Origin of the sequence: Bradyrhizobium sp. BRP56, from assembly GCF_020194035.1 — a bacterium.
GTDB lineage: Bacteria > Pseudomonadota > Alphaproteobacteria > Rhizobiales > Xanthobacteraceae > Bradyrhizobium > Bradyrhizobium australafricanum.
The window spans coordinates 74,027-96,517 of record NZ_JADYVV010000027.1; the positions used below are offsets into that span (position 1 = coordinate 74,027).

32 protein-coding genes and 3 pseudogenes are annotated in these 22,491 nt (G+C 61.7%); 23 read left to right on the forward strand and 12 right to left on the reverse strand.

The features are described 5' to 3' along the window. The first annotated feature begins 268 nt into the window (after positions 1–268). The gene (locus I6F38_RS20110; protein WP_011082895.1) at positions 269–1,198 is read left to right on the forward strand and encodes a DUF2493 domain-containing protein; all 930 of its coding nucleotides are present in this window, start codon (positions 269–271) and stop codon (positions 1,196–1,198) included. Between the two features lie 75 nt (positions 1,199–1,273). On the opposite strand, the gene I6F38_RS20115 is transcribed toward I6F38_RS20110, so the two are convergent. After that, positions 1,274–1,942 carry a hypothetical protein gene (locus I6F38_RS20115; protein ID WP_011082894.1) on the reverse strand — a complete coding sequence of 223 codons (669 nt, stop codon included), beginning with the start codon at positions 1,940–1,942 and terminating at the stop codon, positions 1,274–1,276. 295 nt (positions 1,943–2,237) lie between these two features. Between I6F38_RS20115 and I6F38_RS20120 the strand changes: the two genes are divergently transcribed. Further along, on the forward strand, positions 2,238–2,660 hold the full coding sequence (locus tag I6F38_RS20120; protein WP_014490276.1) for a hypothetical protein: 423 nt from the start codon (positions 2,238–2,240) through the stop codon (positions 2,658–2,660). A 48-nt stretch (positions 2,661–2,708) separates the two neighbouring features. Here I6F38_RS20120 and I6F38_RS20125 read toward each other — a convergent pair. Next, positions 2,709–3,478, reverse strand: a pseudogene (locus I6F38_RS20125) (class I SAM-dependent methyltransferase). A gap of 407 nt (positions 3,479–3,885) precedes the next feature. Here I6F38_RS20125 and I6F38_RS20130 point away from each other — a divergent pair. After that, complete coding sequence (locus I6F38_RS20130; RefSeq protein ID WP_011082891.1) at positions 3,886–4,119, forward strand: cold-shock protein; 234 nt, start codon at positions 3,886–3,888, stop codon at positions 4,117–4,119. Between the two features lie 31 nt (positions 4,120–4,150). On the opposite strand, the gene I6F38_RS20135 is transcribed toward I6F38_RS20130, so the two are convergent. Beyond that, entirely contained in the window at positions 4,151–4,492 is a 342-nt protein-coding gene (locus tag I6F38_RS20135) for a hypothetical protein (RefSeq protein WP_011082890.1), read from the reverse strand. A gap of 707 nt (positions 4,493–5,199) precedes the next feature. On the opposite strand from I6F38_RS20135, the gene I6F38_RS20140 reads away from it, so the two are divergent. Next, a complete protein-coding gene (locus I6F38_RS20140) occupies positions 5,200–5,526 on the forward strand; it encodes a DUF736 domain-containing protein (RefSeq protein WP_011084751.1) in 327 nt (108 codons plus the stop codon). A gap of 116 nt (positions 5,527–5,642) precedes the next feature. On the opposite strand, the gene I6F38_RS20145 is transcribed toward I6F38_RS20140, so the two are convergent. Both I6F38_RS20145 and I6F38_RS20150 read right to left on the reverse strand, forming a co-directional pair. Continuing rightward, positions 5,643–6,053, reverse strand: coding sequence for a hypothetical protein (locus I6F38_RS20145; protein WP_011082888.1), 411 nt, complete (start codon positions 6,051–6,053; stop codon positions 5,643–5,645). Positions 6,054–6,216: 163 nt separating this feature from the next. Beyond that, a complete protein-coding gene (locus tag I6F38_RS20150; protein ID WP_016841283.1) occupies positions 6,217–6,450 on the reverse strand; it encodes a helix-turn-helix transcriptional regulator in 234 nt (77 codons plus the stop codon). A 231-nt stretch (positions 6,451–6,681) separates the two neighbouring features. Between I6F38_RS20150 and I6F38_RS20155 the strand changes: the two genes are divergently transcribed. The 16 genes and pseudogenes from I6F38_RS20155 to I6F38_RS20230 all read left to right on the forward strand — a co-directional run bounded on the left by I6F38_RS20155 (position 6,682) and on the right by I6F38_RS20230 (position 18,373). Further along, entirely contained in the window at positions 6,682–6,945 is a 264-nt protein-coding gene (locus tag I6F38_RS20155; protein WP_011082886.1) for a hypothetical protein, read from the forward strand. 119 nt (positions 6,946–7,064) lie between these two features. After that, positions 7,065–7,274: a DUF6499 domain-containing protein gene (locus I6F38_RS20160; RefSeq protein ID WP_014490272.1), complete on the forward strand. Its 210-nt coding sequence runs from the start codon at positions 7,065–7,067 to the stop codon at positions 7,272–7,274. Positions 7,275–7,335: 61 nt separating this feature from the next. After that, complete coding sequence (locus I6F38_RS20165) at positions 7,336–7,851, forward strand: DUF2285 domain-containing protein (protein ID WP_014490271.1); 516 nt, start codon at positions 7,336–7,338, stop codon at positions 7,849–7,851. 203 nt (positions 7,852–8,054) lie between these two features. Further along, positions 8,055–8,306: a helix-turn-helix domain-containing protein gene (locus I6F38_RS20170; RefSeq protein ID WP_014490270.1), complete on the forward strand. Its 252-nt coding sequence runs from the start codon at positions 8,055–8,057 to the stop codon at positions 8,304–8,306. Positions 8,307–8,319: 13 nt separating this feature from the next. Continuing rightward, on the forward strand, positions 8,320–9,435 hold the full coding sequence (locus I6F38_RS20175) for a replication initiator protein A (RefSeq protein ID WP_014490269.1): 1,116 nt from the start codon (positions 8,320–8,322) through the stop codon (positions 9,433–9,435). Further along, complete coding sequence (gene parA / locus I6F38_RS20180; RefSeq protein ID WP_011082882.1) at positions 9,432–10,070, forward strand: ParA family partition ATPase; 639 nt, start codon at positions 9,432–9,434, stop codon at positions 10,068–10,070. The genes I6F38_RS20175 and parA overlap by 4 nt, the downstream gene beginning before the upstream one ends. Further along, positions 10,067–10,333 (forward strand): hypothetical protein, encoded by a 267-nt coding sequence (locus I6F38_RS20185; protein WP_011082881.1) that lies wholly within the window; start codon positions 10,067–10,069, stop codon positions 10,331–10,333. Before parA ends, I6F38_RS20185 begins: the two co-directional genes overlap by 4 nt. Then, positions 10,320–10,838 carry a DUF2840 domain-containing protein gene (locus I6F38_RS20190; protein WP_011082880.1) on the forward strand — a complete coding sequence of 173 codons (519 nt, stop codon included), beginning with the start codon at positions 10,320–10,322 and terminating at the stop codon, positions 10,836–10,838. The genes I6F38_RS20185 and I6F38_RS20190 overlap by 14 nt, the downstream gene beginning before the upstream one ends. Continuing rightward, the gene (locus I6F38_RS20195) at positions 10,835–11,380 is read left to right on the forward strand and encodes a S26 family signal peptidase (RefSeq protein ID WP_011082879.1); all 546 of its coding nucleotides are present in this window, start codon (positions 10,835–10,837) and stop codon (positions 11,378–11,380) included. The genes I6F38_RS20190 and I6F38_RS20195 overlap by 4 nt, the downstream gene beginning before the upstream one ends. A 34-nt stretch (positions 11,381–11,414) precedes the next feature. Continuing rightward, positions 11,415–11,750, forward strand: coding sequence for a DUF736 domain-containing protein (locus I6F38_RS20200; protein WP_011082878.1), 336 nt, complete (start codon positions 11,415–11,417; stop codon positions 11,748–11,750). Positions 11,751–11,754: 4 nt separating this feature from the next. Continuing rightward, a complete protein-coding gene (locus tag I6F38_RS20205; protein ID WP_011082877.1) occupies positions 11,755–12,663 on the forward strand; it encodes a lytic transglycosylase domain-containing protein in 909 nt (302 codons plus the stop codon). A gap of 468 nt (positions 12,664–13,131) precedes the next feature. Continuing rightward, positions 13,132–14,871 carry a VirD2 family relaxase/mobilization nuclease gene (locus I6F38_RS20210; RefSeq protein WP_018269524.1) on the forward strand — a complete coding sequence of 580 codons (1,740 nt, stop codon included), beginning with the start codon at positions 13,132–13,134 and terminating at the stop codon, positions 14,869–14,871. A 41-nt stretch (positions 14,872–14,912) separates the two neighbouring features. Continuing rightward, a complete protein-coding gene (locus I6F38_RS20215) occupies positions 14,913–16,895 on the forward strand; it encodes a conjugal transfer protein TraG (RefSeq protein ID WP_018269525.1) in 1,983 nt (660 codons plus the stop codon). Between the two features lie 7 nt (positions 16,896–16,902). Then, positions 16,903–17,343 carry a ribbon-helix-helix protein, CopG family gene (locus I6F38_RS20220; RefSeq protein ID WP_011082874.1) on the forward strand — a complete coding sequence of 147 codons (441 nt, stop codon included), beginning with the start codon at positions 16,903–16,905 and terminating at the stop codon, positions 17,341–17,343. Continuing rightward, positions 17,340–17,441 (forward strand): annotated as a pseudogene (locus tag I6F38_RS20225) (P-type conjugative transfer ATPase TrbB); the annotation flags it as partial. The gene I6F38_RS20220 and the pseudogene I6F38_RS20225, both read left to right, overlap by 4 nt. Positions 17,442–17,977: 536 nt before the next feature. Continuing rightward, positions 17,978–18,373 carry a GFA family protein gene (locus I6F38_RS20230; RefSeq protein ID WP_014490264.1) on the forward strand — a complete coding sequence of 132 codons (396 nt, stop codon included), beginning with the start codon at positions 17,978–17,980 and terminating at the stop codon, positions 18,371–18,373. Between the two features lie 328 nt (positions 18,374–18,701). On the opposite strand, the gene I6F38_RS20235 is transcribed toward I6F38_RS20230, so the two are convergent. Then, positions 18,702–18,941, reverse strand: a complete 240-nt coding sequence (locus tag I6F38_RS20235; protein WP_011082871.1) for an AAA family ATPase — start codon at positions 18,939–18,941, stop codon at positions 18,702–18,704. 166 nt (positions 18,942–19,107) lie between these two features. Between I6F38_RS20235 and I6F38_RS44015 the strand changes: the two genes are divergently transcribed. Next, the gene (locus I6F38_RS44015) at positions 19,108–19,230 is read left to right on the forward strand and encodes a hypothetical protein (RefSeq protein ID WP_256379488.1); all 123 of its coding nucleotides are present in this window, start codon (positions 19,108–19,110) and stop codon (positions 19,228–19,230) included. A 109-nt stretch (positions 19,231–19,339) separates the two neighbouring features. Here the strand turns inward: I6F38_RS44015 and I6F38_RS20240 are convergent, their stop codons facing one another. The 5 genes from I6F38_RS20240 to I6F38_RS20260 form a co-directional block, all read right to left on the reverse strand. Then, complete coding sequence (locus I6F38_RS20240; RefSeq protein WP_011082870.1) at positions 19,340–19,621, reverse strand: helix-turn-helix transcriptional regulator; 282 nt, start codon at positions 19,619–19,621, stop codon at positions 19,340–19,342. A gap of 257 nt (positions 19,622–19,878) precedes the next feature. After that, a complete protein-coding gene (locus I6F38_RS20245; protein ID WP_011082869.1) occupies positions 19,879–20,235 on the reverse strand; it encodes an ABC transporter permease subunit in 357 nt (118 codons plus the stop codon). Between the two features lie 12 nt (positions 20,236–20,247). Next, on the reverse strand, positions 20,248–20,550 hold the full coding sequence (locus I6F38_RS20250; protein WP_014490263.1) for a transporter substrate-binding domain-containing protein: 303 nt from the start codon (positions 20,548–20,550) through the stop codon (positions 20,248–20,250). Further along, a complete protein-coding gene (tnpB, locus tag I6F38_RS44020; RefSeq protein WP_011082867.1) occupies positions 20,537–20,893 on the reverse strand; it encodes an IS66 family insertion sequence element accessory protein TnpB in 357 nt (118 codons plus the stop codon). The genes I6F38_RS20250 and tnpB overlap by 14 nt, the downstream gene beginning before the upstream one ends. Beyond that, positions 20,890–21,315, reverse strand: a complete 426-nt coding sequence (locus tag I6F38_RS20260) for a transposase (RefSeq protein WP_011082866.1) — start codon at positions 21,313–21,315, stop codon at positions 20,890–20,892. The genes tnpB and I6F38_RS20260 overlap by 4 nt, the downstream gene beginning before the upstream one ends. An 87-nt stretch (positions 21,316–21,402) precedes the next feature. Between I6F38_RS20260 and I6F38_RS20265 the strand changes: the two are divergent. After that, positions 21,403–21,548, forward strand: a pseudogene (locus I6F38_RS20265) (TrbI/VirB10 family protein); the annotation flags it as partial. Between the two features lie 179 nt (positions 21,549–21,727). Here I6F38_RS20265 and I6F38_RS20270 read toward each other — a convergent pair. Then, complete coding sequence (locus I6F38_RS20270) at positions 21,728–21,961, reverse strand: polysaccharide deacetylase family protein (protein ID WP_011082865.1); 234 nt, start codon at positions 21,959–21,961, stop codon at positions 21,728–21,730. Between the two features lie 294 nt (positions 21,962–22,255). On the opposite strand from I6F38_RS20270, the gene I6F38_RS20275 reads away from it, so the two are divergent. Next, complete coding sequence (locus tag I6F38_RS20275; protein ID WP_011082864.1) at positions 22,256–22,441, forward strand: hypothetical protein; 186 nt, start codon at positions 22,256–22,258, stop codon at positions 22,439–22,441. The last annotated feature ends 50 nt before the right edge of the window (positions 22,442–22,491 follow it).

Below are 22,491 nucleotides of genomic sequence, written 5' to 3' on the forward strand. Positions count from 1 at the left end.
TTCCCCTCGGCGCCAGAGGACTGCCCCACGGCCTTCTGAGAGGGCGATCGGGCGGCAGGCGGCCCGGACCGGCAACCTCGTGGGCCGACTATTTTCCGTCGGCGGCAGAGCCGCCTTTACATCGCGAGACAAAATAGTCGGCCCCCTTCGGTCCTCCGCCAAGGCTCCGGCCCTCCGCTGCGCTGCGGGTGCAAGTCCGTTCCGCCTGCCGCTTTCGTCGCCATGAAGGCCGCGATGGGCGCGGTCGATCCGACGAGGGAAAACCGCAATGACCGCCGACCACGACAACGATTTCGAGCCGCACCACAGCTCATCCCCGACCGACCAGGTCCTCCAGGAACTCCAGCTCCATGGCTACCGTCCCTTCCACGATGATCCCGATCCCCGGGGGCTTCCTGAAGCGCGAATCCTCGCCGGCAGCGTCGCCGACATCTTCGATGCCCTGGTGGTGGCGCTGTCCGATACCCGTCTTGAGCCCGACCTCGACGACCTGCTCTGGTCGATGGTAAACGTCTTCCATCGTGCGATCGACAGGATCGAGCGCGAGCTCGACGATAACGAGCTGGCCCAGCAGCGCTCGCAGCGGGAGCAGGACGGCAGCGAAATCAAATCCGTCGAGCTGGAGCGTCTGACGGCAGAAGGGCAAACGCTGATCGAGCGACGCAACGCCTTCGAGCTGATGCGCGACCAGGCCGCCGACGAGTTCGAACGCCACGCCCATTCCGCATGGCGGCCGCGCAACGGATCGAAGGTCAACCACCGCAATCTGACGTCAGCGATGATCGACAGCCGCGATTTCCTGGCCGCGAAGAAGCGCGCCGAAAATCAGGTGCTCATGCCACGCGGACCGAAAGTCGCGCTCACCGGTGGACTCGACTTCAACGACTACCGGCTAATTTGGGCTAAGCTCGACCAGGTGCACGCCAAGCACCCGGACATGGTGCTGCTGCACGGCGGATCGCCCAAGGGCGCCGAGCTGATTGCCGCCAAGTGGGCCGACAATCGCAAGGTCCCGCAGATCGCCTTCAAGCCCGACTGGACAAAGCACGCCAAGGCCGCGCCGTTCAAACGCAACGATGCGATGCTGGAGACGCTACCCATCGGCGTGATGCACTTTCCTGGCACCGGCATCCAAGACAATCTCGCTGACAAAGCGAAGAAGCTAGGCATCCCGGTCTGGAGGTACGGCGGCTCGTGAGCGCCGCCGTACCTTGTCGTGCAGAACGACAGACGAAATGAGAGCCCAATCGTGCCATGAAATGCCTAGCTGCCCTCAGGCGTCCTGATCATAGTAATGTGAGTCATCAATGGCGCCCGACGTCTCCAGCTCCGGCCGCATATAGCCGGTTCGACCGGCCACACGCTCAAATGTTATCATCGTCGTGAAAGCGATCGAATCCCCGTGGAACGGCTTATCCGGATCGTTCTCTCCATTGAGAGAACCTGAGACATTTGCCACGAGCACATCGTCTCCGACGTCTAGGCTTACTTTGTCTATGTAAAGCTCGTCAAAAAAAGCATTCGTCATAGCCATCTCACCCGAGAGAGCGTCCTCGATCATCATGGGATCTTCTTGAATGAAGGATACATCGATATACTCCTCGAGATCTCGGGTGTACCAAACCTCACCTGAAAAGTAGCCGTTTGCGTTAAGAAAGCTCGAGAGCAGCGAAGCCAGCTCGTCAACATTGGGTAGACCTGCAGGGAGACCATTGAGGTGCTGCACGCGCTGATCCATCAAGCGCAGATCAGGCATCAGGATCGCGGCTTTATCCAAAGCCGCAAGCTGATACTTCGGCTCGGCCCTTAGAGCCGCCGCGGTACCATAGCCGAAATACGCAGCCACGATCTCGTGGGCGTGACCTGATCCGAGCTTGCCGCCGGCCAGATCGTTGAAGGTCATACGCAGAAAGTCTGCGCACTTCTTTTGGATGGTAGACATGGCAAATCCATTTCACACCGGCGTCTTAGTGGCAGTCACAAGCGCTTCATGACCACCGCGCGCCGGCAGAATGGTTGCCGTTCGGGTGTTCGATTGGGAAATCGAGATGCCGCCTTTTGGGTCGCTTGCAGCCCGGGCGATCGGCTCCTGACGCTCAATATGGTCATTTTGTCATTCGCCCGCAACCGGATTTGTGACGATTCCGGTCGCTGGCATTTGCTGCTATACTGCGTTTGCGCCGTGGTGGTGGTGGAAGGCGCGACCGTCAGACCCCTATCTCACGGAGCCCACCACCATGATTGCCTTGGGACCACTGCTTATTTTCCTCGCCATAGGCTTCTTCGCCTGGCTACTCTTCACGCTTGCGGTCTTCGCGGTGCCCGTCTTCGCCGGCGTGACGATTGGTCTTCGGGCCTTCCACACAGGGGCTGGCGCTCTGGGCGGAATCGCGGTTGCGTTCGCGGCTGGCGCCGTAACCTTCGGCATCGGCCAACTCGCGCTCGCCCTCGTGACATGGGCTTGGCTGCGGCTCTTAATCATCATCCTCTATGTCGCGCCCGCGACCGTCGCCGGTTACAGCGCGACGCATGGAATCGCCCAGATGGCGATGTCTTCGCCCACCTGGCAAACGGTCTTCGCGATCGCCGGGGCCGTTGCGGTCAGCATCACGGCCTTGGCTCGCTTCACCGGCATGGCCGCAGACGGGCCGGCAAGATAGCGCTTGACGCCGGGCTGATATCAATACCGGGGCGGGCCCGGCAGGAACCTAATCCGGCCGGATATCACGAAGGCTTCGAAGCTTACCGCCGATCGATGTGGACGCAGATACAATCAGCATCATGGGGCGAGTTCTTCGGCCAATTGCGGCATCTGCTGGATCTGCTCGCGTGTTGGGGCAAACTCCTCGATCCGCCGAATTTGAAGGCCTGCGCCGATCAGCGTATTCAAGGTAGTGCCAAGTGTCCTGTGGTATTTCAGAACGCCCTTGGCAAACCAGTCCGTCCGACGTTCGCCCTCGACGGAATATCGATTGACCGGCCAGGTTTTGCGGCCCTCCTCATCGGAAATCCAGTGCGGATGTGCCGCGGCCATGAAGATCGGATGCTCAATCGTAAAGACGAAATGCCCGTCAGGAACGAGCGTTTTGCGGATCACATGTACGAGACGGCCAAAGTCCTGAACATAGTGAAAGGTCAGTGCGCTGTAGGCGAGGTCGAAAGCCGCCTCAGGGAGGTCCAGTGTGTCGAGATCGGCGATGCGATACTCAATGGCCGTATCCGCTGTGTCCGCCCTGGCACGCTCGATCATGTTCTGCGACAGATCGAGACCCAGAACCGAGGCCGCGCCCTGCTCGCGCATCCAGCGCGAGGCCCAGCCGAAGCCACATCCGAGATCAACGACACGTTTCCCGACCAAATCGGGCAGCATGGCCCGGATCGCCGGCCATTCAGGAGCGCCGTCCAGCCCATGCACCTGCCGGGGCAATTGGCTGTAGCCAGCGAAGAAATCGGGATTGTCGTAGATATTCTGCGCCATATCTGCCTGCTATTCGGCTTTTCGCTCTGTGCCGCTCCGGATGATTCTTACGCATCCAAGTCGAATTGTCGCAGTGGGCTGCGCCATTTGACGAGCCTATCCGGTCAAGCTGCTTCTCGCGCCGGAAACGAAAAACCCCGGCATGAAAGCCGGGGCTCCCGTGATGCCACGACGTACATCCGGCCGCGACAAGCAGGCGACAGTTAGCACGGAGTTTTCGAAGAAAATGTGACCTTCGCCTCGTCGTTCTTGAATGCCGGCCGATTTCAGCGTGCTCGTTCATTTCATCGAGTGGGGCACTCTATTTCTTCTGTCCAAGACCTACGAACGGGCGGGACAACGGATCCCATCGAGCCGCTTTCGCGCGGAGACTTGCGATCGGCTCGTTCAATGATTTAGATGGGAAGGTGTTTTTTCTTTTTGGAGCAAATGACGTGGCGTTAGGGACTGTTAAGTGGTTCAACCCGACCAAAGGCTATGGGTTCATTGCGCCGGACGACGGTGGCAACGATGTTTTCGTGCACATCTCGGCGGTAGAGAAGGCCGGCTATACCTCGCTTGTTGAAGGCGCGAAGGTCAGCTACGAGCTGGTGATGAACCGCAGCGGCAAACAAGCCGCAGAAAATCTCCGCCTAGGATAAGGCGCAGCTCGACGTCCTGGCATACTTTGAGCTAGCCTGAATCTCGTGGTTTTGAGACCTTTGGAAGATATCCTAGTTGGCGCTCGAGGGCGGCCAAAGTCGAGTGGGCTGAATCCAAACGTGCGGTCGCCTCAGTTAGGTTGGCCCACGCTTCGTTCTGCCGCGAGACAGCTGCCGAGCCGATCTTAATGCTATTCTTAAGACACCGCGTGTCTTGGCTGCGTAAGGCGCGCCCCAATTCAGGCAGTATCCTGGTCACCGCTCGATGCGCGGAACGTTCTTTTCGCTCCAGGCGGCCGACCACGGCGAAGGCCTCACGATAGTTCCATATCGCTTCGATGGCTCTGTTTTCAAGATCGCTTTTGTCGCTCATCCGGTTCTCTTCTCACTCGAGCTCTTAGCGGTCATCATTTGCGCGAGATCCTCCTCTGGGTCCGCGCGGCGAATTGTCGTAACCCCTGTAGGGGCGGGAAGGCCTGGCGCAAGCCGGCAGCGTCCATTGGAAGGGGCTGACTCGATCAGACATCCAGCGTGCTCGCATTCTAGTCTGTGAGCTTCACACAGAGCGGCCAAGCATCGAGACACGACCGATCATCGCAGAGTGGCAGTTTCGTGGCAGTCGTTGTGCGGCATCGACCAAACGGTGACGGATCACAACTACGGCCAGCCGCTCTCGTGAATGGGGCGTGCTGCCGACGCGCGATCGCGGAAGCGGAGATCCGTCCGTCTCGATTACAGAGGGCTAAGCAGCATTGGATTCGTTGGGCCAGCTCTCTCGGTGGGCTCCCAAATCGCCACGTTCTCCTTGATGTCAGCTCTGTTTGGATCGAGCGCACCAACGGCCTCTTCGATGGATGGATCTGGCCGAAGGACGGCTGAAGCCTCGACCGCCTTTGGCGCAACAGCGGCGTCACAACTTTCTTCCCCTGCCGGCTGCGCCGCCATTCCTCGCGCGAGACAAGAAAGTTCCTCCTTTGCTGTCCAGCCCCTTCGGGGTGCGCCGTCGATCGCCTCCGGCCTGTCGATCACCATCGAGGCCGCAAGGTGCGGGCTCGAAAACAGAGATCAAGGAGAACTACCATGGCGACCATCGGCACCTTCAAGAAGACCGGCAACAACGAGTTCAACGGCGAGATCGTCACTCTCTCGCTCCAGGCGAGGAACGTCCGCATCGTCCCCGAAACCAGCCGCTCGGGCGACAACGCCCCCAGCCACCGGATCTATGTCGGCCGGGTCGAGATCGGGGCCGCCTGGTCCAAGCGCTCCAACGAAGGCCGCGATTATCTCGGCCTCAAGCTCGACGATCCGAGCTTCACCGCCCCGATCTTCGCCAACCTCTTCGCCGATGAAGAGGGCGAGGGCTTCAGCCTGATCTGGTCTCGCCCCAACCGTCGCAACGGCGACTGAGCCGATCCGCAATGCCCCGCCCGGCTGGCCCGGGCGGGGCACCGCCACGCTGAGGAAGCGCGAAGGCACCTCGTTTGCCGTGACGGCGCAAGCGGCAAGGGCGTAACCGATGCCGATCAGCGGCCGCGTGCCGATTTGATTGGACGTCTTTGGTTGGCCTCGATCACGCTCTCGACGATGTCTTCCCAGTCCGGACAAATGGCGACGAGACGATCCAGCACTGTGGGATCCCGTTCGATCTGGCCAAGCGCCTGAGCGCGCCACTGGTCGTTGAAACTAATGCTCATCAGTCCCAGGCATTCGACAACCGAACTGTCGGGGAGCAAGTGCTCCATCGTTGCCGTCACTATGCCGGTCCACTGTTGGATCAGATGCCACGGCTCCGCCTCGCGCCGCGCCTCCAACTTCTCTCCGAGCAGGCCAATCAGCGCAAAGAACCGCGTTGGCCAAGGTTGCGGCCTGAGTTCCGTGACCAGAGCATCCACTGTCTCGCGAATGTCGGCTGGCAAGTGCTCGTACAGAGTCATGAGGCCTACTCCATCTCCCCAGCATGCTCGTCCGTTTCTGAACTAGGCATGCGCTTTGGAGACAGATCAGATTTACGTAAAGCCGACTATCAACTTATGCGTGAGGCAATGCGGAGTTGATTCACGACGTGCCGGTGTTGCGGTGGGGCACAAAATTGTCGCGTCATCGAGCCCGATGGGAATGAACCGTCGTTCGCTTGACGAGATCGGTTGCTTCGACGCCGAGCGCCTCCGCGATTCGGCCAAGCACGGTCACGCTGGCCGACACATCTGCGCGTTCAATTGCGCCGACGTAACGGACGCTTAGTCCAGCGCCATCGGCCAACTCTTCCTGCGTCATTTTCTTCACATGACGTATCCGACGCAGATTGACCGCCATGACCTCCTTGAGATCCATGGCAACAAGGGAACTCACATCGGAATGATCGTTCCAGGAACGATCGTTCCGATTCGTGCGTCACTGTGCTATTCATATCGTCTGGCTAGGCCCTGGTGTGCCGCTTCCGGGGAGCGCCGCGATGCGATCTGCGCATCACGGCACAATTCGAGTGTGACGATTTCCCAGCTTGCAAAGTTCTGGAGCTTAGATGAATTCTAATCGCTGCATCAATGCTGAGGGGCAATTGCAATGAACGGCGCGCCATTCCAGGACCGGCCGCCAATAACGGATCGCGTCAACGCCTATGACGAGAAACATCTTGCTATCTACGTTCGGTTGTTGATGGCCGAAGAGGAGGGCGCCGACTGGCGCGAGGTGGTCAGCGTGATCTTCGGCCTCGACCCCACGCGCGAACCAGATCGTGCCAAAAATGTCCATGATAGCCATCTCGCCCGCGCGCGATGGATGGTGGAAGCCGGATATCAGGGCCTTTTGGAACCGCGGATGCAGTGATTTGCGCCCCAATCACGCAAATTGCGATCTCGCGTGATGCAACCTCCGGGTCTGGTCTCTTGTAGCGTCTTTAGGGATCGTGGTGCGGGGCACAGAACAAAAAGACGAGAAGACAGACCATGCCGACCCAGTACTGGCGCTCGCCGGAGACCATCGAACGCCTGAATCGTCTTGAGCGCCCGGGTTTTGCCCTCGAATTCCTTCGTCGCAATGCCGACTACCGCCGCGACTTCGCCCGCACTGAGCGACAGATCGCGCGCGGCGAATCCGATCCCAACACCATCCGAACCAGTTTCGCACGTCGATGGAGGTTGCGGTGTCGCCCATGACCCCGCCTCTCCGGTTTGGCCCGAACCAGCCATTTGGCTGCCCGAGGCATCACCGGGAACATTGATCCTGACGCCCGCGCCGCCGGACTTCGAGACCGTTCATTCGATTGATCGCAACGCTTTCGGACTGTCGATCGTCGGGCGGACAGATGCTGACGGTCGCGAGCTGGTTGTCGCCGACGGCTCGGGTGAGCTCCATGTCAGTTTGCGCGACGAGCAGGCCGCGCGCCGTCCCGCCGTGCTTGTGCCGCTCGACGGCATGGGCGAACTGCGGGCCGACGTGGCGCTACACTTCGTGCGTCGCCTCAGCGGCCAGCGCACCGGTCTTCTCCCGGCGGCGCTGCGGCTGACGTCGTTTCAGAAACGGCGACTGATTCAGCTCCTGCACGCCTTCGACGTCCACGACCTGGGTGGCGGCCCGCGAGACGTGGCAGCGAAGGTGCTCGCCTCCGACCACGCTCAGCGCCGCTCGGTCGAGTGGAAGGATTCTCATGCCCGCCGCAAGGCGAACCGGCTCATTCACGATTCAATCGCTTTGGTCGAGCGCGGCTATCTGAAACTTCTACGCGGCCTCTGATCGGCTCCCCGATTCCTTCAAGCCATCGACCTGATGAGTTAGTTGCGCCCCGGTAGTACGCCTGGCTTCGCCTGGTTGCGACGATGGGGGGACACAAACGTACGTCAATTTTCGTCCACCCCCAACGCCTGAACTCTCCGCCACTCTGGCCCGGACATGCCGCGACTTGGCCGCGGCACTTCGAGGCAAGACGGAGATCTCCCATGCTCGACAGGCCTGCGCAACTCGCCACCCGTTACGTGCGCACCCCCGAGGCCGCGCGCCTCCTCGGCATCTCGCCGCGCACGCTTGAAAAATATCGCTGCCATGGCAATGGCCCGACTTTTCGCAAGCTCGGCGGCCGCGTTGTCTACGCCATCGGCGATCTCGAAGCCTGGGCCGATCAGGCCGCCTGCAGCTCAACGTCGGATCCGCGCTACCTCGAAGCGCGCGCCGCCGGCAACGCGCATCGCTAAGGCAACGCTCGTCATGTCGTCGCGTCGCCTCATCACACCCAGCGAGCGAAGCAAGCTCGACCCGTTCGTTGTCGCCACCGGTGATGCCAGCCCGCGTGATCAACGCGACCTGATGGAGCGCCCGTTCTTTTCGCTCGCCAAGGCCAAGCGAACAAGACCGATCCTCTACCAGACCGGCGACGTGTGTGTCGAAGTCTATGCAGTTCCTGAGCACGGTATGGCGACCATTTGGGATGCCGACGTGCTGATTTGGGCGGCGAGCCAGATTGTCGAGGCCGAGAACCTCGGTCTGAAGACCTCGCGCTTCCTGCGCTTCACACCCTACCAGCTTCTGACCGCAGTCGGCCGGCAGACCGGCGCCCGCGACTACAAGCTCTTGAAGGGGGCATTGGCCCGCCTGCAGGCGACCGTCATCCGCACCAGCATCCGGCAGGGGGAGCATTGGCGGCGCCACCAGTTCTCATGGATCAACGAATGGGAGGAATGCGCGACGCGCGACGGTCGGGTGCAGGGAATGGAATTCGTCCTTCCCGACTGGCTCTATCGCGGCGTCATCGATCGCTCACTCGTTCTCACGATCGATCCGGCCTATTTCAGCCTGACTGGTGGGATCGAGCGCTGGCTCTACCGCGTCGCGCGCAAGCATGCTGGCCGCCAGCCGAGAGGTTGGCTGTTCGAGGTCGCACACCTCCATGAGAAATCCGGCAGCCTCGCCAAGCCTGCAGACTTCGCCTTTGATCTCCGCCGGATCGCGGCACGTCAACCGCTGCCAGGCTACTGCCTGAGCATCGAACGCAGGGAACGCCGAGAGCTATTGCGCATCCTGCCATCGAAGTCATTCACAGCTCCTGTGGACGGCGCTGTGAATCAGCTCGGGACTTCGGGCGTTCACACTATCGGGACTCCGGGCGTGCCGGTATCGGGATTCCGGGAGTGCAAACCACAGCTAACGCTTTGGCCAGGAAACACGATCGCCTGCCCTAACTTAGAGTCTAACTTAGAATCTAACTGTTGTAGTGGGGCCGCGCGTCTTGCGGATAACACCGACATCCGCGCTCAGCCGCCAACCGAGCACCCAAGCCAACCATCTCTGCCGCTTTCAGGTCGCAAGACGGGAGGCATGCGATGATCGTCGCCGTGCTCAACCAGAAAGGCGGTGTCGGCAAGACCACGCTCGCCCTGCACCTCGCCGGCGTATGGGCGCTGCGCGGAAAGCGCGTGACGCTGATCGACGCTGACCCCCAGGGCTCCGCATTGGACTGGTCGCAGCAGCGTGCGCGGGAGAATGTCGCACGGCTATTCGGCGTCGTTGGCCTCGCGCGCGATACGCTCCACCGCGAGGCGCCGGAAATCGCACGCACCGCCGATCATGTCGTCATTGACGGACCGCCGCGCGTCGCGGGACTGATGCGTTCGGCGCTGCTGGCGGCGGATCTCGTGTTGATCCCCGTGCAGCCGTCGCCATTCGACGGCTGGGCCTCGGCCGAGATGCTCGCTCTGCTGCGAGAGGCTCGCATCTATCGTCCGCAGCTTCCTGCTCGCTTTGTGCTCAACCGCTGCGGCGCGCGCACGATCATCGCCCGCGAGACTGCCGAAACTCTCGCCGACCACGATCCGCCGGTGCTCGCCAGCACCATCGGCCAACGCGTTGTCTTCGCCGACGCCGCTCAGTCCGGACGGCTCGTCTTCGAGTTCGTCGAGCAGAGCGCCGCCGCCCGCGAGATCGCCGCGCTCGCGGCAGAAGTTGCGAGGTTCGCGCCATGAGCGACCGCTCTATCAAACGCGGCTTCGCCTCGCGTCCGGGCGATGCCGAGAGCTGGATCAAAGCCAGTGATACGCCGCCACGCAGCGTGAATGATGCTGCCGCATTCACCGCGCGCCTGACGATTGACGTCACGCCCACGCTGCGCGGCCGCATCAAGGTCGCCGCGTTCCAGCGCGGCGTGACCGTCGCCGACATGCTGCGCGAATTGCTGGCGCGAGAGTTCCCCGCTGACGCCCCGGAGAACCGTCATGAACGACAATGAAGCCTTGCCGCCGCGTGCAGTGCCGCCCTCGCATCGACGGGATGTCGCGCTCACCCATGTCGAGCTGACCTGGATCGAGAAGCGGATCGAGCACTGGCTGCGCTTCGGCCGCCGCGCGGAGGAGAAGATTCTCGACCGTCGCCGCAGCATCTCGAGCTTTGAGCCGGGCAGCATCTTCGGCTTCGTCCGCTGGGCATCGAACGACTATGGCACCGTGGTGTCGCGCATGGACATCGTGCGTGCCGTGGAAGCCGGGCAGCGCTATCAGACGCTGCCCTTCGTCCGCCCCGGTGGCGAAATCCTGCTGCGCGTTGATAGCTGGCCGAAGGTCGAGCGCGTGTTGCAGGCCATCGACGCCATCGAGGCGCTCTCCATCGATCCGGCTGACGCCGCACCCGAATACTGGCGGCATCTCCACAACCGTCTCGCCGCCGACCATGTGCCGCGCGCCTACACGCGCGAGCAGCATATCGCCTGGCTCAAGCGCCGGAGCGTCACGCCATGACCCGCTTCGGCTATCTCATGTTGACCTACCTTGCGGCGCTGGTCGCCGGCGCCCTGGCCCTCGTTCATCCTGCGCCGCGGCTGATTTGGAACGCTACCGCGAGCACGCCAATAGGGCTCTACGCGCTGCATCCGCTCGGAGAGCTGCGCGACTTGGAACTGGTCGCGGTACGGCTGCCGGAACCGATCGCCAGCTTCCTTGCCGATGGCGGCTTTCTTCCAAAAGGTCTGCCGCTGCTGAAGCGTGTGATGGCGCTGCCCGGGCAAACCGTGTGCCGGTCGGGCGATGCCATCACGGTCGATGCTGTCGATGTCGGCGCCGCACACGAGCACGATCATCGCGGCCGTCCGCTGCCGCGTTGGAGCGGTTGCCATACCCTCGAACCGGGCGAGGTCTTTCTCATGAACCCGACCGTCCCAGACAGCCTGGACGGCCGCTATTTCGGCGCGCTCCCCGTCAGCTCGATCGTCGCGCGCGCAGTCCCGCTTTGGACGGACGAAGCCGCCGACGGCCGTTTCGTCTGGCGCGCCGCCACTCATTGACCCGTTTCCAACCCAGCAACCCAGGAGCTTTCCCATGGCACAAATCGGCCAGTTCACGCGCGATAAGTCCGGCTTCACCGGTCGCGTTGAAACGCTGTTCTTCGAGCGGATTCTCACCCTCGTCCCGGCCGAATCCTCGGATGCCGAGAACGCGCCGGACTACCGTATCCGCCTCGGCGATGCCGATGGCCCGGAGATCGGCGCAGGTTGGAAGCGGACCGGCGAGAAGGCCGGCGATTACGTTTCGCTCGTCATCGACGACCCGGCGCTGCCGCGGCCGATCCGCGCAAATCTCTTCCAGTCGGGCAACGACAAAGCGGCCTGGACGCTGAACTGGAATCGTCAGCCCCAACGCGCCGAGCGGGACTGATTGCATGCAGGATCCTGTCGCGCGTGCCGCCAACCAGGCGCATCAACGGTCCACCCCCTTGTTCGGGGAAAAGCCCTCTCATAACTCGGGTCCACGCAACCGTCGGGCGGCCGCCACGCACAGCGGCGGTCAAACCGGTGGTCCGTGCGCACCGCCGGTAGGCAGCAAGACGCCTCGCCATGATGGCGGAGACAGGGCGAGCCTTGCCGTTCTCCTCCTTACCGGCCTGCTGGTGATTGGCGGGCCAACGGCAGCAGTGTCCGGGCAGAGAGCACCGGCACGAAGTCAACCGGCGAGCGATCACTACGCATCTCATGTGGCAGAGGCCGCGCAGCGCTTTGGCATTCCGGCTGCATGGATACGAGCCGTCATGCGGGTCGAGAGCAATGGCGATCGGCGTGCCGTCTCACCCAAAGGCGCACTCGGCCTGATGCAACTCATGCCCAAGACTTGGGCGGACATGCGCGCGCGCTATGGTCTCGGGCGCGATCCCTTCGATCCCCGTGACAACATCCTCGCCGGCGCCGCCTTTCTTCGCGAACTGCACGACCGTTACGGCTCGCCGGGCTTTCTCGCGGCCTATAATGCAGGTCCCGGCCGCTACGAGGAGTTTCGGGATAGACACCGTCCACTGCCCGCGGAGACGACAGCCTATGTCGCGGCCATCGTCCCTTTTGTCGACGCGGAGGGAGCGCCAGGACCTCTTCTCCTCGCGGCTTCTTCTCGTTCATCCTGGACGCGGGCGCCGCTGTTCTTCGACCACGCTGACGGGCCGTCCCCTGGCGCGCGAGCGGCGCTCGATCAACCCGCGCACGGCGGCTCAGTCGGCACTACGGTGCACGATATTTCGGCGATTGCGCCGCAGTCGGAGGGCCTGTTCGTCGCGCTCTCGGCCATGGGGCGATCGCAATGACTGCACGGCATCTTCAACGTCAATGCGCGGATCGCGGTACGTCTGCAGGCACCCTTGTTGCGGCGGCTGCACATCGGGCAGCTCGCGATATCAGCTGTCAGTTTCCAGGTTCGCTGGCGCCCCTTGACGAACATTCGGTTTGCATTCGAAACGCTGCAACACAGTCATACGGGCGATGCCTTCGGCCCGCGCTCTACTCGTCGCTTCGCTCCTCACCGAGCCACCCTACGGGTGTCTCGGCCCTTCGCGTAACGATCGCTATCGCAAACACTCGCAAACAGTGGGGGCTTCCGCGAGTACCGACCGAACGATGGCGAGATAAAAGGCCGCAATGTGCGGCTCGGTTGGTTGGTTGTTTGTGCTGCTATTTTTCCTCGGGTCCGCAATGTGCGGCTTCGGCGCGCAATGTGCGCTCGACTATCAACCCGTTGCAGGGATTCTGCATTCCGCACATTGTCGAGGCTGGCCATGGCTGAAGACAGCGATTTTCAACCACGGCCCGGCCGCATCCGCTCCTCGAGGAGCCAGCGGGCCAAGCCCTTCATCGCCCAGGCGCTTGCCGCCGCTCAACGCGCTGGCGGCGGCATTTCGCGAGCCGGCCAGCTCGTCAGCCACCGTCATTCGCGCTTCGGCCGCGGCCGAGCCGCCAGCGTGCGGGCAAACCGTCTGCTCACCGGCCGCTCGCGTCTGGTGACCATCAAGACCCGGGTCGTCCGGCACAGGGCGAGGTCGGCGCCGCTCGCGACGCATCTCGGCTATCTCCGGCGCGAAGGCGTGACCCGGGACGGGGAGAAGGCCCACCTGTTCGGCCCGGGCACCGAGGATGCCGATCCCAAGGCCTTCGCCGAGCGCTGTCAGAATGACCGCCACCATTTCCGCTTCATCGTCTCCCCCGAGGACGCGCCTGACATGGCCGACCTCAAGGGTTTCGCCCGCGAATTGGTCGGCCAGATGGAAGTGGATCTGGGTACCAAGCTCGACTGGGTGGGGGTCGATCACTGGAACACCCAGCACCCCCACGTCCACATCATCGTGCGCGGCGTCGCAGAGGACGGCCAAGACCTCGTCATCTCCCGCGACTACATCAAGGAAGGGATGCGCGCCCGCGCCCAGGACCTGGTCACCCAGGAACTTGGACTGCGCTCCGATCTCGACATTCGTCGCTCGCTCGAGAGCCAGATCGGAGCCGAGCGCTGGACGCAGCTCGATCGCCAGCTTGTTCGCGATGCAAACCAGCACGGTGTTATCGACCTTGCGCCGCGTCCCGAGCAGCAGCCCGATCAATTCCATGCGTTGAAGGTTGGCCGGCTGCGACACTTGGAAAGTCTTGGCCTCGCTCATCAACTCGGGCCCGGCCAATGGTCCATGGACGAGGCCGCCGAAACGACCTTGCGCGAGCTCGGCGAACGCGGCGACATCATCAAGCGTATCCACCGCAGCTTGACCGAACGCGGCATCGAGCGCGGGAGCGCGAGTTACGTGTTATCAGGCGAAAATCTTGACGTCCCCGTCATCGGGCGTCTCGTTGATCGCGGTCTCGACGACGAGCTCAAGGCGACCGCCTATGCCGTGGTCGACGGGGTCGACGGCCGCACCCACCACATCCGGCTGCCCGACCTCGACGCTGCCGGCGACAGCGCGCCAGGCTCAATCGTCGAGCTTCGCAAATTCGATGACGCAAGAGGGCAGCGTCGCGTGGCGCTTGCCGTCCGCTCCGATCTCTCGATCGAAGCGCAGGTGACCGCGAGCGGCGCGACATGGCTCGATCGGCAGGCCGTCGCGCGCGACCCTGTGGCGCTTGGCCAGGGCGGCTTCGGCGCCGAGGTCCGCGACGCTATGGAACGGCGGCCCGAGCAGCTCATCGGGCAGGGGCTCGCCGAACGCCAGGCGCGTGGACTGGTGTTCGCGAAAAACCTTATCGGCACGCTGCGCCGTCGGGAGTTAGAGGATCTCGGCAAGCAGCTCGCCGCCGAGACCGGTCAGCCGTTCAACCCGTCGGCTAGCGGCGAGTATGTGGCAGGCACCTATCGGCAGCGCTTCGCGCTCGCCTCCGGCCGCTTCGCCATGATCGACGACGGTCTCGGCTTCCAGCTCGTGCCTTGGACGCCCTCACTCGATAAACAGCTCGGCCGGCATGTCTCTGGCGTCGCGCGCGCGGATGGCGGCATCGATTGGGGTTTTGGGCGCAACCGGGGGCTCGGCTTGTGAGTGATCCTTCCAATCACCGACGTCAGGAGAGGGCGGCCGCCATGTCGGCGACCAAGATTCTTTGGGGGCAGGTCATCATGGTCTTCGGCATCGTCCTGCTCACGATCTGGGCCGCGACGGAATGGACGGCTTGGCGCCTCGGCTTTCAGCCGCAGCTCGGGCAGCCCTGGTTCGAGCTGCTCCATTTTCCGTTCTACCTTCCGCCTGCCTTCTTCTGGTGGTGGTATGCCTACGATGCTTACGCGCCCTCAATCTTCACCGAGGGCGCCTTCATCGCGGCATCCGGCGGCATCATCGCTGCGGCGGTCGCGATCGGTATGTCGGTCTGGCGCGCCCGCGAAGCGAAGAATGCCGAGACTTATGGGTCCGCGCGGTGGGCGAAGGCAAAGGAGATCGAGCAGGCTGGATTGCTTGGACCCGACGGCGTGGTGCTCGGCCGGTTCGAGCGCACCTATCTTCGCCATGATGGACCGGAGCATGTCCTGTGCTTCGCACCCACGCGATCGGGCAAGGGCGTCGGCCTCGTCATCCCTTCGCTCTTGACGTGGCCGGGCTCGGCTATCGTCCACGACCTCAAGGGGGAGAACTGGCAGCTCACTGCCGGCTTTCGCGCCCGACACGGCCGTGTCCTTCTGTTCGATCCGACCAACGCGAAGTCGTCGGCCTATAACCCGTTGCTCGAGGTGCGCCGCGGCGAGTGGGAGGTGCGCGACGTCCAGAACATTGCCGACATTCTGGTCGACCCGGAGGGCAGCCTCGAGAAGCGGAACCATTGGGAGAAAACCAGTCACGCCCTGCTGGTCGGCGCGATCCTCCACGTCCTCTATGCCGAGGAAGACAAGACGCTCGCCGGTGTCGCAGCCTTCTTGTCCGATCCCAAGCGGCCCATTGAGACGACGCTTGCCGCAATGATGCGAACCGCGCATCTCGGCGAGGCCGGTGTTCATCCCGTCGTCGCGTCCGCTGCCCGCGAGTTGCTGAACAAGTCCGGCAACGAACGCTCCGGTGTCTTGAGCACCGCCATGTCGTTCCTGGGCCTTTACCGAGATCCCGTGGTGGCGGAGGTGACGCGGTGCTGCGACTGGCGGATTACCGATATCGTTGGCGGAGAGCGAGCGACCACGCTGTACCTTGTCGTGCCGCCCTCCGACATCAATCGCACCAAGCCGCTGATCCGTCTGATCCTCAACCAGATAGGCCGCCGCTTGACCGAGGATCTGCAAGCCAAGGCCGGCCGGCGCCGGCTCCTCCTGATGCTCGACGAATTCCCGGCGCTCGGCCGGCTCGACTTCTTCGAGTCTGCGCTGGCCTTCATGGCCGGATACGGCATCAAGAGTTTCCTGATTGCTCAGTCGCTGAACCAGATCGAGAAGGCCTACGGGCCCAACAACTCGATCCTTGACAACTGCCACGTCCGGGTCAGCTTTGCGACCAACGACGAGCGCACCGCAAAGCGCGTGAGCGACGCGCTCGGCACGGCGACCGAGATGAAGGCGATGAAGAACTATGCCGGCAGCCGGCTGGCGCCTTGGCTGGGCCACCTCATGGTGTCGCGGTCCGAGACCGCCCGCCCGCTGCTCACGCCCGGCGAGATGATGCAGCTCCCGCCCTCCGACGAGATCGTCATGATGTCGGGCCTCCATCCGATTCGGGCGAAGAAGGCGCGCTATTACGAAGATAGACGTTTCCAGGAGCGCATCATGGCGCCGCCGATGCTGACGAAATCCAATGGCGGCCGGTTGGACGATTGGAGCTCAAGGCCATTGCCGCCGCGCCCAAGGGCATTGGAGACGTTGAACGACGACCAGACGGATGACGAAGATCCAAAGGCCGCCGACCGCAGGCAGCAGCCGGAACTCGATCGAGACACGGTGGAGAATAAGGAACCACTCGAGAACGAGTTCGCTTCGGACCTCGTGGATGAGCTCGATGAAGATGTCCCGCGGATCAGGCGCATGAACGACATGATGCAGGGCGTGGCGCGCCAAGCCTCCCTCGATCCCGGCGACGATCTCGGATTGTGAGGTAGCCATGATCGGGACAAAAAAGAAGGCTCAGCTGTCGGTCTATCTCGATCCTGATGTCATGAAGGCGCTATCGGCCTACGCCGCCCGGCGCGAGCAGTCGCTGTCGCTTATCGCGGAAGCCGCGATCGCTTCCTTTCTGTCGCCGGACGCCGATGAACGGCGAGAGGCTGCTACTGCCAAGCGTCTTGACCAGATCGACCGCCGGATCGCGCGCCTTGAGCGGGATGTCGGGATTTCGGTCGAGACTATCGCTCTCTTCATCCGCTTCTGGCTCACGACAACACCATCACTCCCCGAACCCGCCGCCAAGGCCGCGAGAGCACAGGCCGGAGCGCGTTATGATAATTTCCTTGCCGCATTGGGCCGCCGGCTCAATCAAGGGCCGAAACTGCGGCAAGAAATCCCGGAGGATGCCCAGCAGACTGACTCGTCCCCAGGCGAGTGATGCTCAACCCCGACGGTCGGCTCTGGATCGATTGGCTGTCTGGCGGGTTGGAGGATAGCGGACGAACGATGTCCGCCGCCGACGGCGAGCGGATCGTGGACCATCCAAAAAGTGTTAGGCGACCCGCGTGCTCAACTGCGAAATGCATGCCCTCCCCTGGATCAACTCGATCAGAGGCGACCCCCTGGCCCCGTATGCGACCGTCTGATGCGAGCTATATCCCTCGACGGCCTGCCAGGATCGACTGCGACCTAGCGAGTGATGTCAACGGGATGAGGGGGGATCCTGTGTTTGCGACAATTGTACAAGCGTTGCCAAGATTGCCTCAGTCGAAGACACGGATAGTGTTCGCACATTCACGCTCGATTTCCCAGACTGGTTAACCAATGACCTCGCCATTGAAGCGGGCGTATCTTTAGACGGTGTGTGTCTCAAGGCGACGACTGGCATTTCTTCCACCCGAGTTCTTCTCGACTCCAATCGAGCGAGTAAGCCAGGAGCCAATCAGCGCGCCGCGCCCGTGACTTGCTGGCGGAGTTGCGGCTATTATGTGTTTGCGAACAGGATCAACGAGATTTTGTCAGGCCCCATCCGTTGATCTATCTTCGGTCGGGCTTCTAGAGACAAACCGCCGATGATGAAGACGTACACCGGCTCGTGTCACTGCGGCACCGTCCGTTTCGAGATCGACGCCGATATCGACCATGTGCGGGTTTGCGACTGCTCTATCTGCTCGAAGCGTGGCGCGCTGATTTATCGCGTCGCCGAGGGCGACTTCCGGCTCCTGACGCCCCTCCAGGAGTTGTCGGTCTATCGCTGGGGTTTATTCACTGCGGCTGACTATTTTTGCCCGGTTTGCGGTATTTTGCCGTTCCGCAAACCAAGCCAGCCCACCGCAGCAGAACGCGAAGCCGGCATTCGGCCGTTCGACGGATGGGCAGTGAACGTGCGTTGCCTGAAGGACTTCGATCCGTTTTCAGTGCCCGTTCGGCAGATTCACGGCAGCAGGCTGACAATTGATTCGCCATAGCGGCCCTTGCCATGGACTTTCCGTTCGACTGCACGTGTTTATAATTGGTGATGTTCGTTGGACGTCGGCACTCAAAGAACGAAATCGGCCCTTTCCACCACGCTGAGTTTGGGAGTAGTGCCACTTCATAGCCGAGCATCGGGAAAACCTTCAGAAGATGCTCGTTTTCGACAGGCATCCTCGAAATCATGACGCGTCTCTTGATCGGTCGCGTGGATGGCCGGCCAAGGCGGAAGCGATGAACACGCGTCGATGATAGTGGCGTGCCTGTCCGAGTTCCTTGTCGCCGGCTCGCCTGTCACGCGTTCGAGACCCGCTGCGGCGTCGATCAGGCCGCGATCGAATAAACCCAGCCGTCGAACGCACTCGCTCGCGTCAGGTTTTCAAGGGAAAGATCAAACGCACTGTGCAGGCGCGCTTCAATACCTGTCCCGGGCAACGCGGGAACGCCCGACTCCAATTCCTTCCTTACGACCGGGCGTCCAGGCTCATCTATCGTCGCGTAGCCGCGTCGGCCGAGTTCGGTCAGCAGCGTGGACTTCCCACAGCCGGGGCATCCCGAGATCACGGCGAATCGATCAGATATTCTTCAAGCTCAATTGGCGCTCCAATAGACTTGCCTGATGAGGCGTAATCTCCGCGCCTTTGCGCCTCCGGACACATCACACGTGGACTACGAAAGATCGCCCCAGTGGGGATGAACCCGGTTGCCGTGGTCAATCGGCTGCGTACAAATGGTTGAAAAAGTCGAGGCAATTGCGATTATCGAAGTCTCCTCTTCCGATGCGACCGCGCCCGCCAATGCATTTCGCGAACCTGCATCCGGCAACCAGTCGTCACTCACTCCCGTGCTGTGAAACGCACTCCAATTTAATCACAGCCCTGTTCGGCCGGCAAAGAAGGCTTGTCGGGCGAAATTGGTGTTCTAAGTCCCTCAATTGGCTACGTAGAAGCCGTTGAAATTCGCTATTTTTTCTTGCGACGTGGACCCGCTGGCTTGCGGCTTTTAGGCAAGGTCTTCGGAGACCTAGCACCTTTGGGCGGCAGAACAAAGAACTCGGACAACTGCACGTCCAGCGTTTCGGCGATGCGGTCGAGAAGATCAATCGTCGGGTTCTTCGATTGCCGCTCAAGACTACTCATGTAGGAGCGGTCGATCCCGGCCTTCCAAGCCAATTGCTCCTGCGAGATACCCCGATTCACGCGAATCCGACGCACATTCCAGGCTACAATCGCACGAGTTTTCATACGTCAACTCATGCCATGGTGCTAGGCCTCAAAACACTGGCTATAATCCCGCTATTATTTCTTGGTCGGTGTTCCTCGACGTGATCTAGCCTCAAACGCGGCCGGGACCGTGATCGATGCACGTGGGCAGTCGGCGTCCCACGCGCTTCGCACGATGCCCGCGGCTTAGGATGTCGACAGTGTATCGGGGTATTTCGCCTCTAAGCTTTGGCCTATCTCCGAAAAAGCGCTCAAGACCGCATCGATCTGATCCCGTCCTATTCCAGCGTAGATGACCAACCGTACGTATCGATCGCCATAAGGGACGACAAGCACGCCCAATCCCGCTTCACCCAGCGTCCAAGATTTGAGGGCAGGAGCTCCGGAAAGACGTAGAACCACAGGAACATCTGGATCAGCAATGGCACGTTCCGAAAGAGAGCTGTGTAGACGAAGCCTATTCCACGCACCGCTCTCGATCGAGCAGTGCGGGCTGTACCGACTAAGGTTCCGATCGCAAGCGCTAGGAGGAAGCTCACCACCGCCATGACTATTGTGAGACGCAGACCTTCCAGCAGCCATCCAAGCTGCGGCTGCTGGAAGAGAATACTCCAGTTCCAATTGTAGGAGAGCATTCGACCCAGCCGCTATTGAGGGACTGCTTGCGCTTGCAAAACGGTCTCGAGCTTCTCGCTCAGTGGAATTCCAAATTGGTCAAACCACTTGTGGTAGAGAGATGTTATCTCTCCCGAGCGAAAGAGCTCGGCCAGCGTCTTGTTGACAGCCAAGCGAAACGCAGAGTCGTCACGGCGCATCATTAACCCGTACGGCTCGAAGGAGAGCGGGCGGCCGACGACCTCCAGACGGTCGCGAGCCGGCTTTTGTCGCAAAGTGTAGAGGATCGCGTCGTCCGAACAAAACGCGTCGGCGCGATCGCTATCGACAGCCAAGAGTCCTTCTGAAAAATTCGAGATGTTTAGGATTTTCACGTTTGGGACCTTTAGTTTCTGGACCCATCTGCGCCGCCGAGATCGATACTGCGCCGTCCGACGCCGAAGGCCATATGAACTTGCCGCGATCCAGGCGCTTGGCGTAGAGCGACATGCCCAGCCCGTCATGCCAGAGGATCTTGACCAGATCGCCGCGGCGACCCCGGAAGATGTAGAGATCGCCAGCATGAGGATCGCGCTTCAGGCTCTCCTGGACCGCAAGCGCCAGGCTTTGCATCCCGCGGCGCATGTCGGTGTGGCCGGTGGCGATCCAGACCCTGACGCCGCTCGGGATCGGGATCATCGCCGTCTCAGAAGCTCAAGAACCCGCTGCAGCGCCTCCGCGTCCACGTCCCGGTCAACGCGCACGCGACAGCCGCCCCCAAGCTCGATCTCGATAATGCCGGCCCGTGCACGTTGCGCAGGCGGTGAAGACACCGGTTGTGGCGCGCCACTCGAGATCGGAGCCGCCGCAGGCGTCATCTCAACCGGAACAAGCACCGGCGCGGCATCCCCGCTCAACTTGCCTTCCCGCGCCAACCGGCGCCACGTGAACAATTGGCTTGTCGACAGCCCGTTACGTCGTGCCGTGACCGACACCAGACGTGGCCCGCCATAGCTCTCGGTGACGATTCGCTGCTTTTCTTCCAATGTCCAACGACGTCGAGCGCCTGTCGAGACGACTTCAAGTCGGGAAACCTTCGGCATAGGCATATGGTCAGTCATACGCCTATGTCTTCATCCTCCATCAAACCGCACAAGGCGGTCCTCCCCGGAGCGATACGTCGTCTATGCCGAGTCGCTGGACGACCTAGCAGCATCAGCCAGACTGGCCAGCAGATCTGCAGCGCCAGCTCAACATCCAGCCGACGCTGACCATCCGGCCAGGTTTCCCCGTGCGGGTCATCGTTACCCGCGATTTGGTATTGGCACCCTACGGCAAGGGAGGAACGCCATGACGAAGCTCAAACTCGGTCCGCTACGCGACATCCCGGTCTGGCGTATCTTGATCCATCATGCGTTGCCGAACGCGGCCGTGCCATATTGACGGTGCTCGGGTTGCTTGTTGGGGGAGTGGTCACGGGCTCAATCCTTGTTGAGACGGTGTTTTCGTGGCCCGGGATGGGCAATCTGCTTATCACGTCGATCGGCAGCTGTGGTGCGCTACGGTGTGGCCCTGGGCGGCCATACGCCGCACGAGCTCGGGAAATTCCGCCGAGGATCGGCCCACCAGAAAGAACGTGGCTCGCGCGCATTCCTGTGCGAGCGCAGCCAACACCTTATCCGTGTTCGGCGGCCGCGGTCCGTCATCGAAGGTGAGGACGACTTCATAGTCCGCCATCTGCGAGTTCGGTTTGATTCTACGCTTCATCGCGCGATTCAAACACGGTGCACCTTTGTGTGTCGATATAATTAATGACTCAATACGTGTTATACAAAAGAATACAACTTAAACGTTGACATGGCCGAATGGTATTTCCTATCGTCGCATCCAGAAAACCTCGTACGGCAGGCGTAAGCCATCTTGCGCGCCGGCAGTTTGCCGAAGGCGTAACTGACGATCGTAGAGCGCTCCGTAGGGAGCGCTCTACGTATTTGAGCAACGCGGCCGGCAAAAGCCGGCATCTGATGGCCCCGGCACGCTCCGAAAAGGTGGTAATAACCCGTGCGAGACCTGATCATCGAAGCCTTTGACAGCGTCATCCGCTGCGAGATCGCGGAAGCAGACGACGTTCGCAAGGAAATCGCCCAGCGCGGCGCCTACTGGGCCGGCGACGAGATATGGAAGCTGGGCCGCCAAGTCGCCGCGCTGCGCAAGCGTATCGCCGAGCTGGAAGAAACCGACGCATGATCTCAGCAGACCGCGAGTATCTGCTCGATGCCCCTCTAGAACCGTGGCTT

Bases quoted from the DNA above. Each gene is read 5' to 3' on its own strand.
- I6F38_RS20115 (WP_011082894.1), bottom strand. From the start codon at position 1,942: ATGTCTACCATCCAAAAGAAGTGCGCAGACTTTCTGCGTATGACCTTC.
- I6F38_RS20220 (WP_011082874.1), top strand. From the start codon at position 16,903: ATGATCGGGACAAAAAAGAAGGCTCAGCTGTCGGTCTATCTCGATCCT.
- I6F38_RS20110 (WP_011082895.1), top strand. From the start codon at position 269: ATGACCGCCGACCACGACAACGATTTCGAGCCGCACCACAGCTCATCC.
- I6F38_RS20210 (WP_018269524.1), top strand. From the start codon at position 13,132: ATGGCTGAAGACAGCGATTTTCAACCACGGCCCGGCCGCATCCGCTCC.
- parA (WP_011082882.1), top strand. From the start codon at position 9,432: ATGATCGTCGCCGTGCTCAACCAGAAAGGCGGTGTCGGCAAGACCACG.
- I6F38_RS20190 (WP_011082880.1), top strand. From the start codon at position 10,320: ATGAACGACAATGAAGCCTTGCCGCCGCGTGCAGTGCCGCCCTCGCAT.
- I6F38_RS20120 (WP_014490276.1), top strand. From the start codon at position 2,238: ATGATTGCCTTGGGACCACTGCTTATTTTCCTCGCCATAGGCTTCTTC.
- I6F38_RS20135 (WP_011082890.1), bottom strand. From the start codon at position 4,492: ATGAGCGACAAAAGCGATCTTGAAAACAGAGCCATCGAAGCGATATGG.
- I6F38_RS20215 (WP_018269525.1), top strand. From the start codon at position 14,913: ATGTCGGCGACCAAGATTCTTTGGGGGCAGGTCATCATGGTCTTCGGC.
- I6F38_RS20140 (WP_011084751.1), top strand. From the start codon at position 5,200: ATGGCGACCATCGGCACCTTCAAGAAGACCGGCAACAACGAGTTCAAC.
- I6F38_RS20270 (WP_011082865.1), bottom strand. From the start codon at position 21,961: ATGAAGCGTAGAATCAAACCGAACTCGCAGATGGCGGACTATGAAGTC.
- I6F38_RS20155 (WP_011082886.1), top strand. From the start codon at position 6,682: ATGAACGGCGCGCCATTCCAGGACCGGCCGCCAATAACGGATCGCGTC.
- I6F38_RS20260 (WP_011082866.1), bottom strand. From the start codon at position 21,315: ATGACTGACCATATGCCTATGCCGAAGGTTTCCCGACTTGAAGTCGTC.
- I6F38_RS20205 (WP_011082877.1), top strand. From the start codon at position 11,755: ATGCAGGATCCTGTCGCGCGTGCCGCCAACCAGGCGCATCAACGGTCC.
- I6F38_RS20150 (WP_016841283.1), bottom strand. From the start codon at position 6,450: ATGGATCTCAAGGAGGTCATGGCGGTCAATCTGCGTCGGATACGTCAT.
- I6F38_RS20145 (WP_011082888.1), bottom strand. From the start codon at position 6,053: ATGACTCTGTACGAGCACTTGCCAGCCGACATTCGCGAGACAGTGGAT.
- I6F38_RS20160 (WP_014490272.1), top strand. From the start codon at position 7,065: ATGCCGACCCAGTACTGGCGCTCGCCGGAGACCATCGAACGCCTGAAT.
- I6F38_RS20195 (WP_011082879.1), top strand. From the start codon at position 10,835: ATGACCCGCTTCGGCTATCTCATGTTGACCTACCTTGCGGCGCTGGTC.
- I6F38_RS20240 (WP_011082870.1), bottom strand. From the start codon at position 19,621: ATGAAAACTCGTGCGATTGTAGCCTGGAATGTGCGTCGGATTCGCGTG.
- I6F38_RS20170 (WP_014490270.1), top strand. From the start codon at position 8,055: ATGCTCGACAGGCCTGCGCAACTCGCCACCCGTTACGTGCGCACCCCC.
- I6F38_RS44015 (WP_256379488.1), top strand. From the start codon at position 19,108: ATGGTTGAAAAAGTCGAGGCAATTGCGATTATCGAAGTCTCCTCTTCC.
- I6F38_RS20245 (WP_011082869.1), bottom strand. From the start codon at position 20,235: ATGCTCTCCTACAATTGGAACTGGAGTATTCTCTTCCAGCAGCCGCAG.
- I6F38_RS20200 (WP_011082878.1), top strand. From the start codon at position 11,415: ATGGCACAAATCGGCCAGTTCACGCGCGATAAGTCCGGCTTCACCGGT.
- I6F38_RS20185 (WP_011082881.1), top strand. From the start codon at position 10,067: ATGAGCGACCGCTCTATCAAACGCGGCTTCGCCTCGCGTCCGGGCGAT.
- I6F38_RS20175 (WP_014490269.1), top strand. From the start codon at position 8,320: ATGTCGTCGCGTCGCCTCATCACACCCAGCGAGCGAAGCAAGCTCGAC.
- I6F38_RS20230 (WP_014490264.1), top strand. From the start codon at position 17,978: ATGATGAAGACGTACACCGGCTCGTGTCACTGCGGCACCGTCCGTTTC.
- tnpB (WP_011082867.1), bottom strand. From the start codon at position 20,893: ATGATCCCGATCCCGAGCGGCGTCAGGGTCTGGATCGCCACCGGCCAC.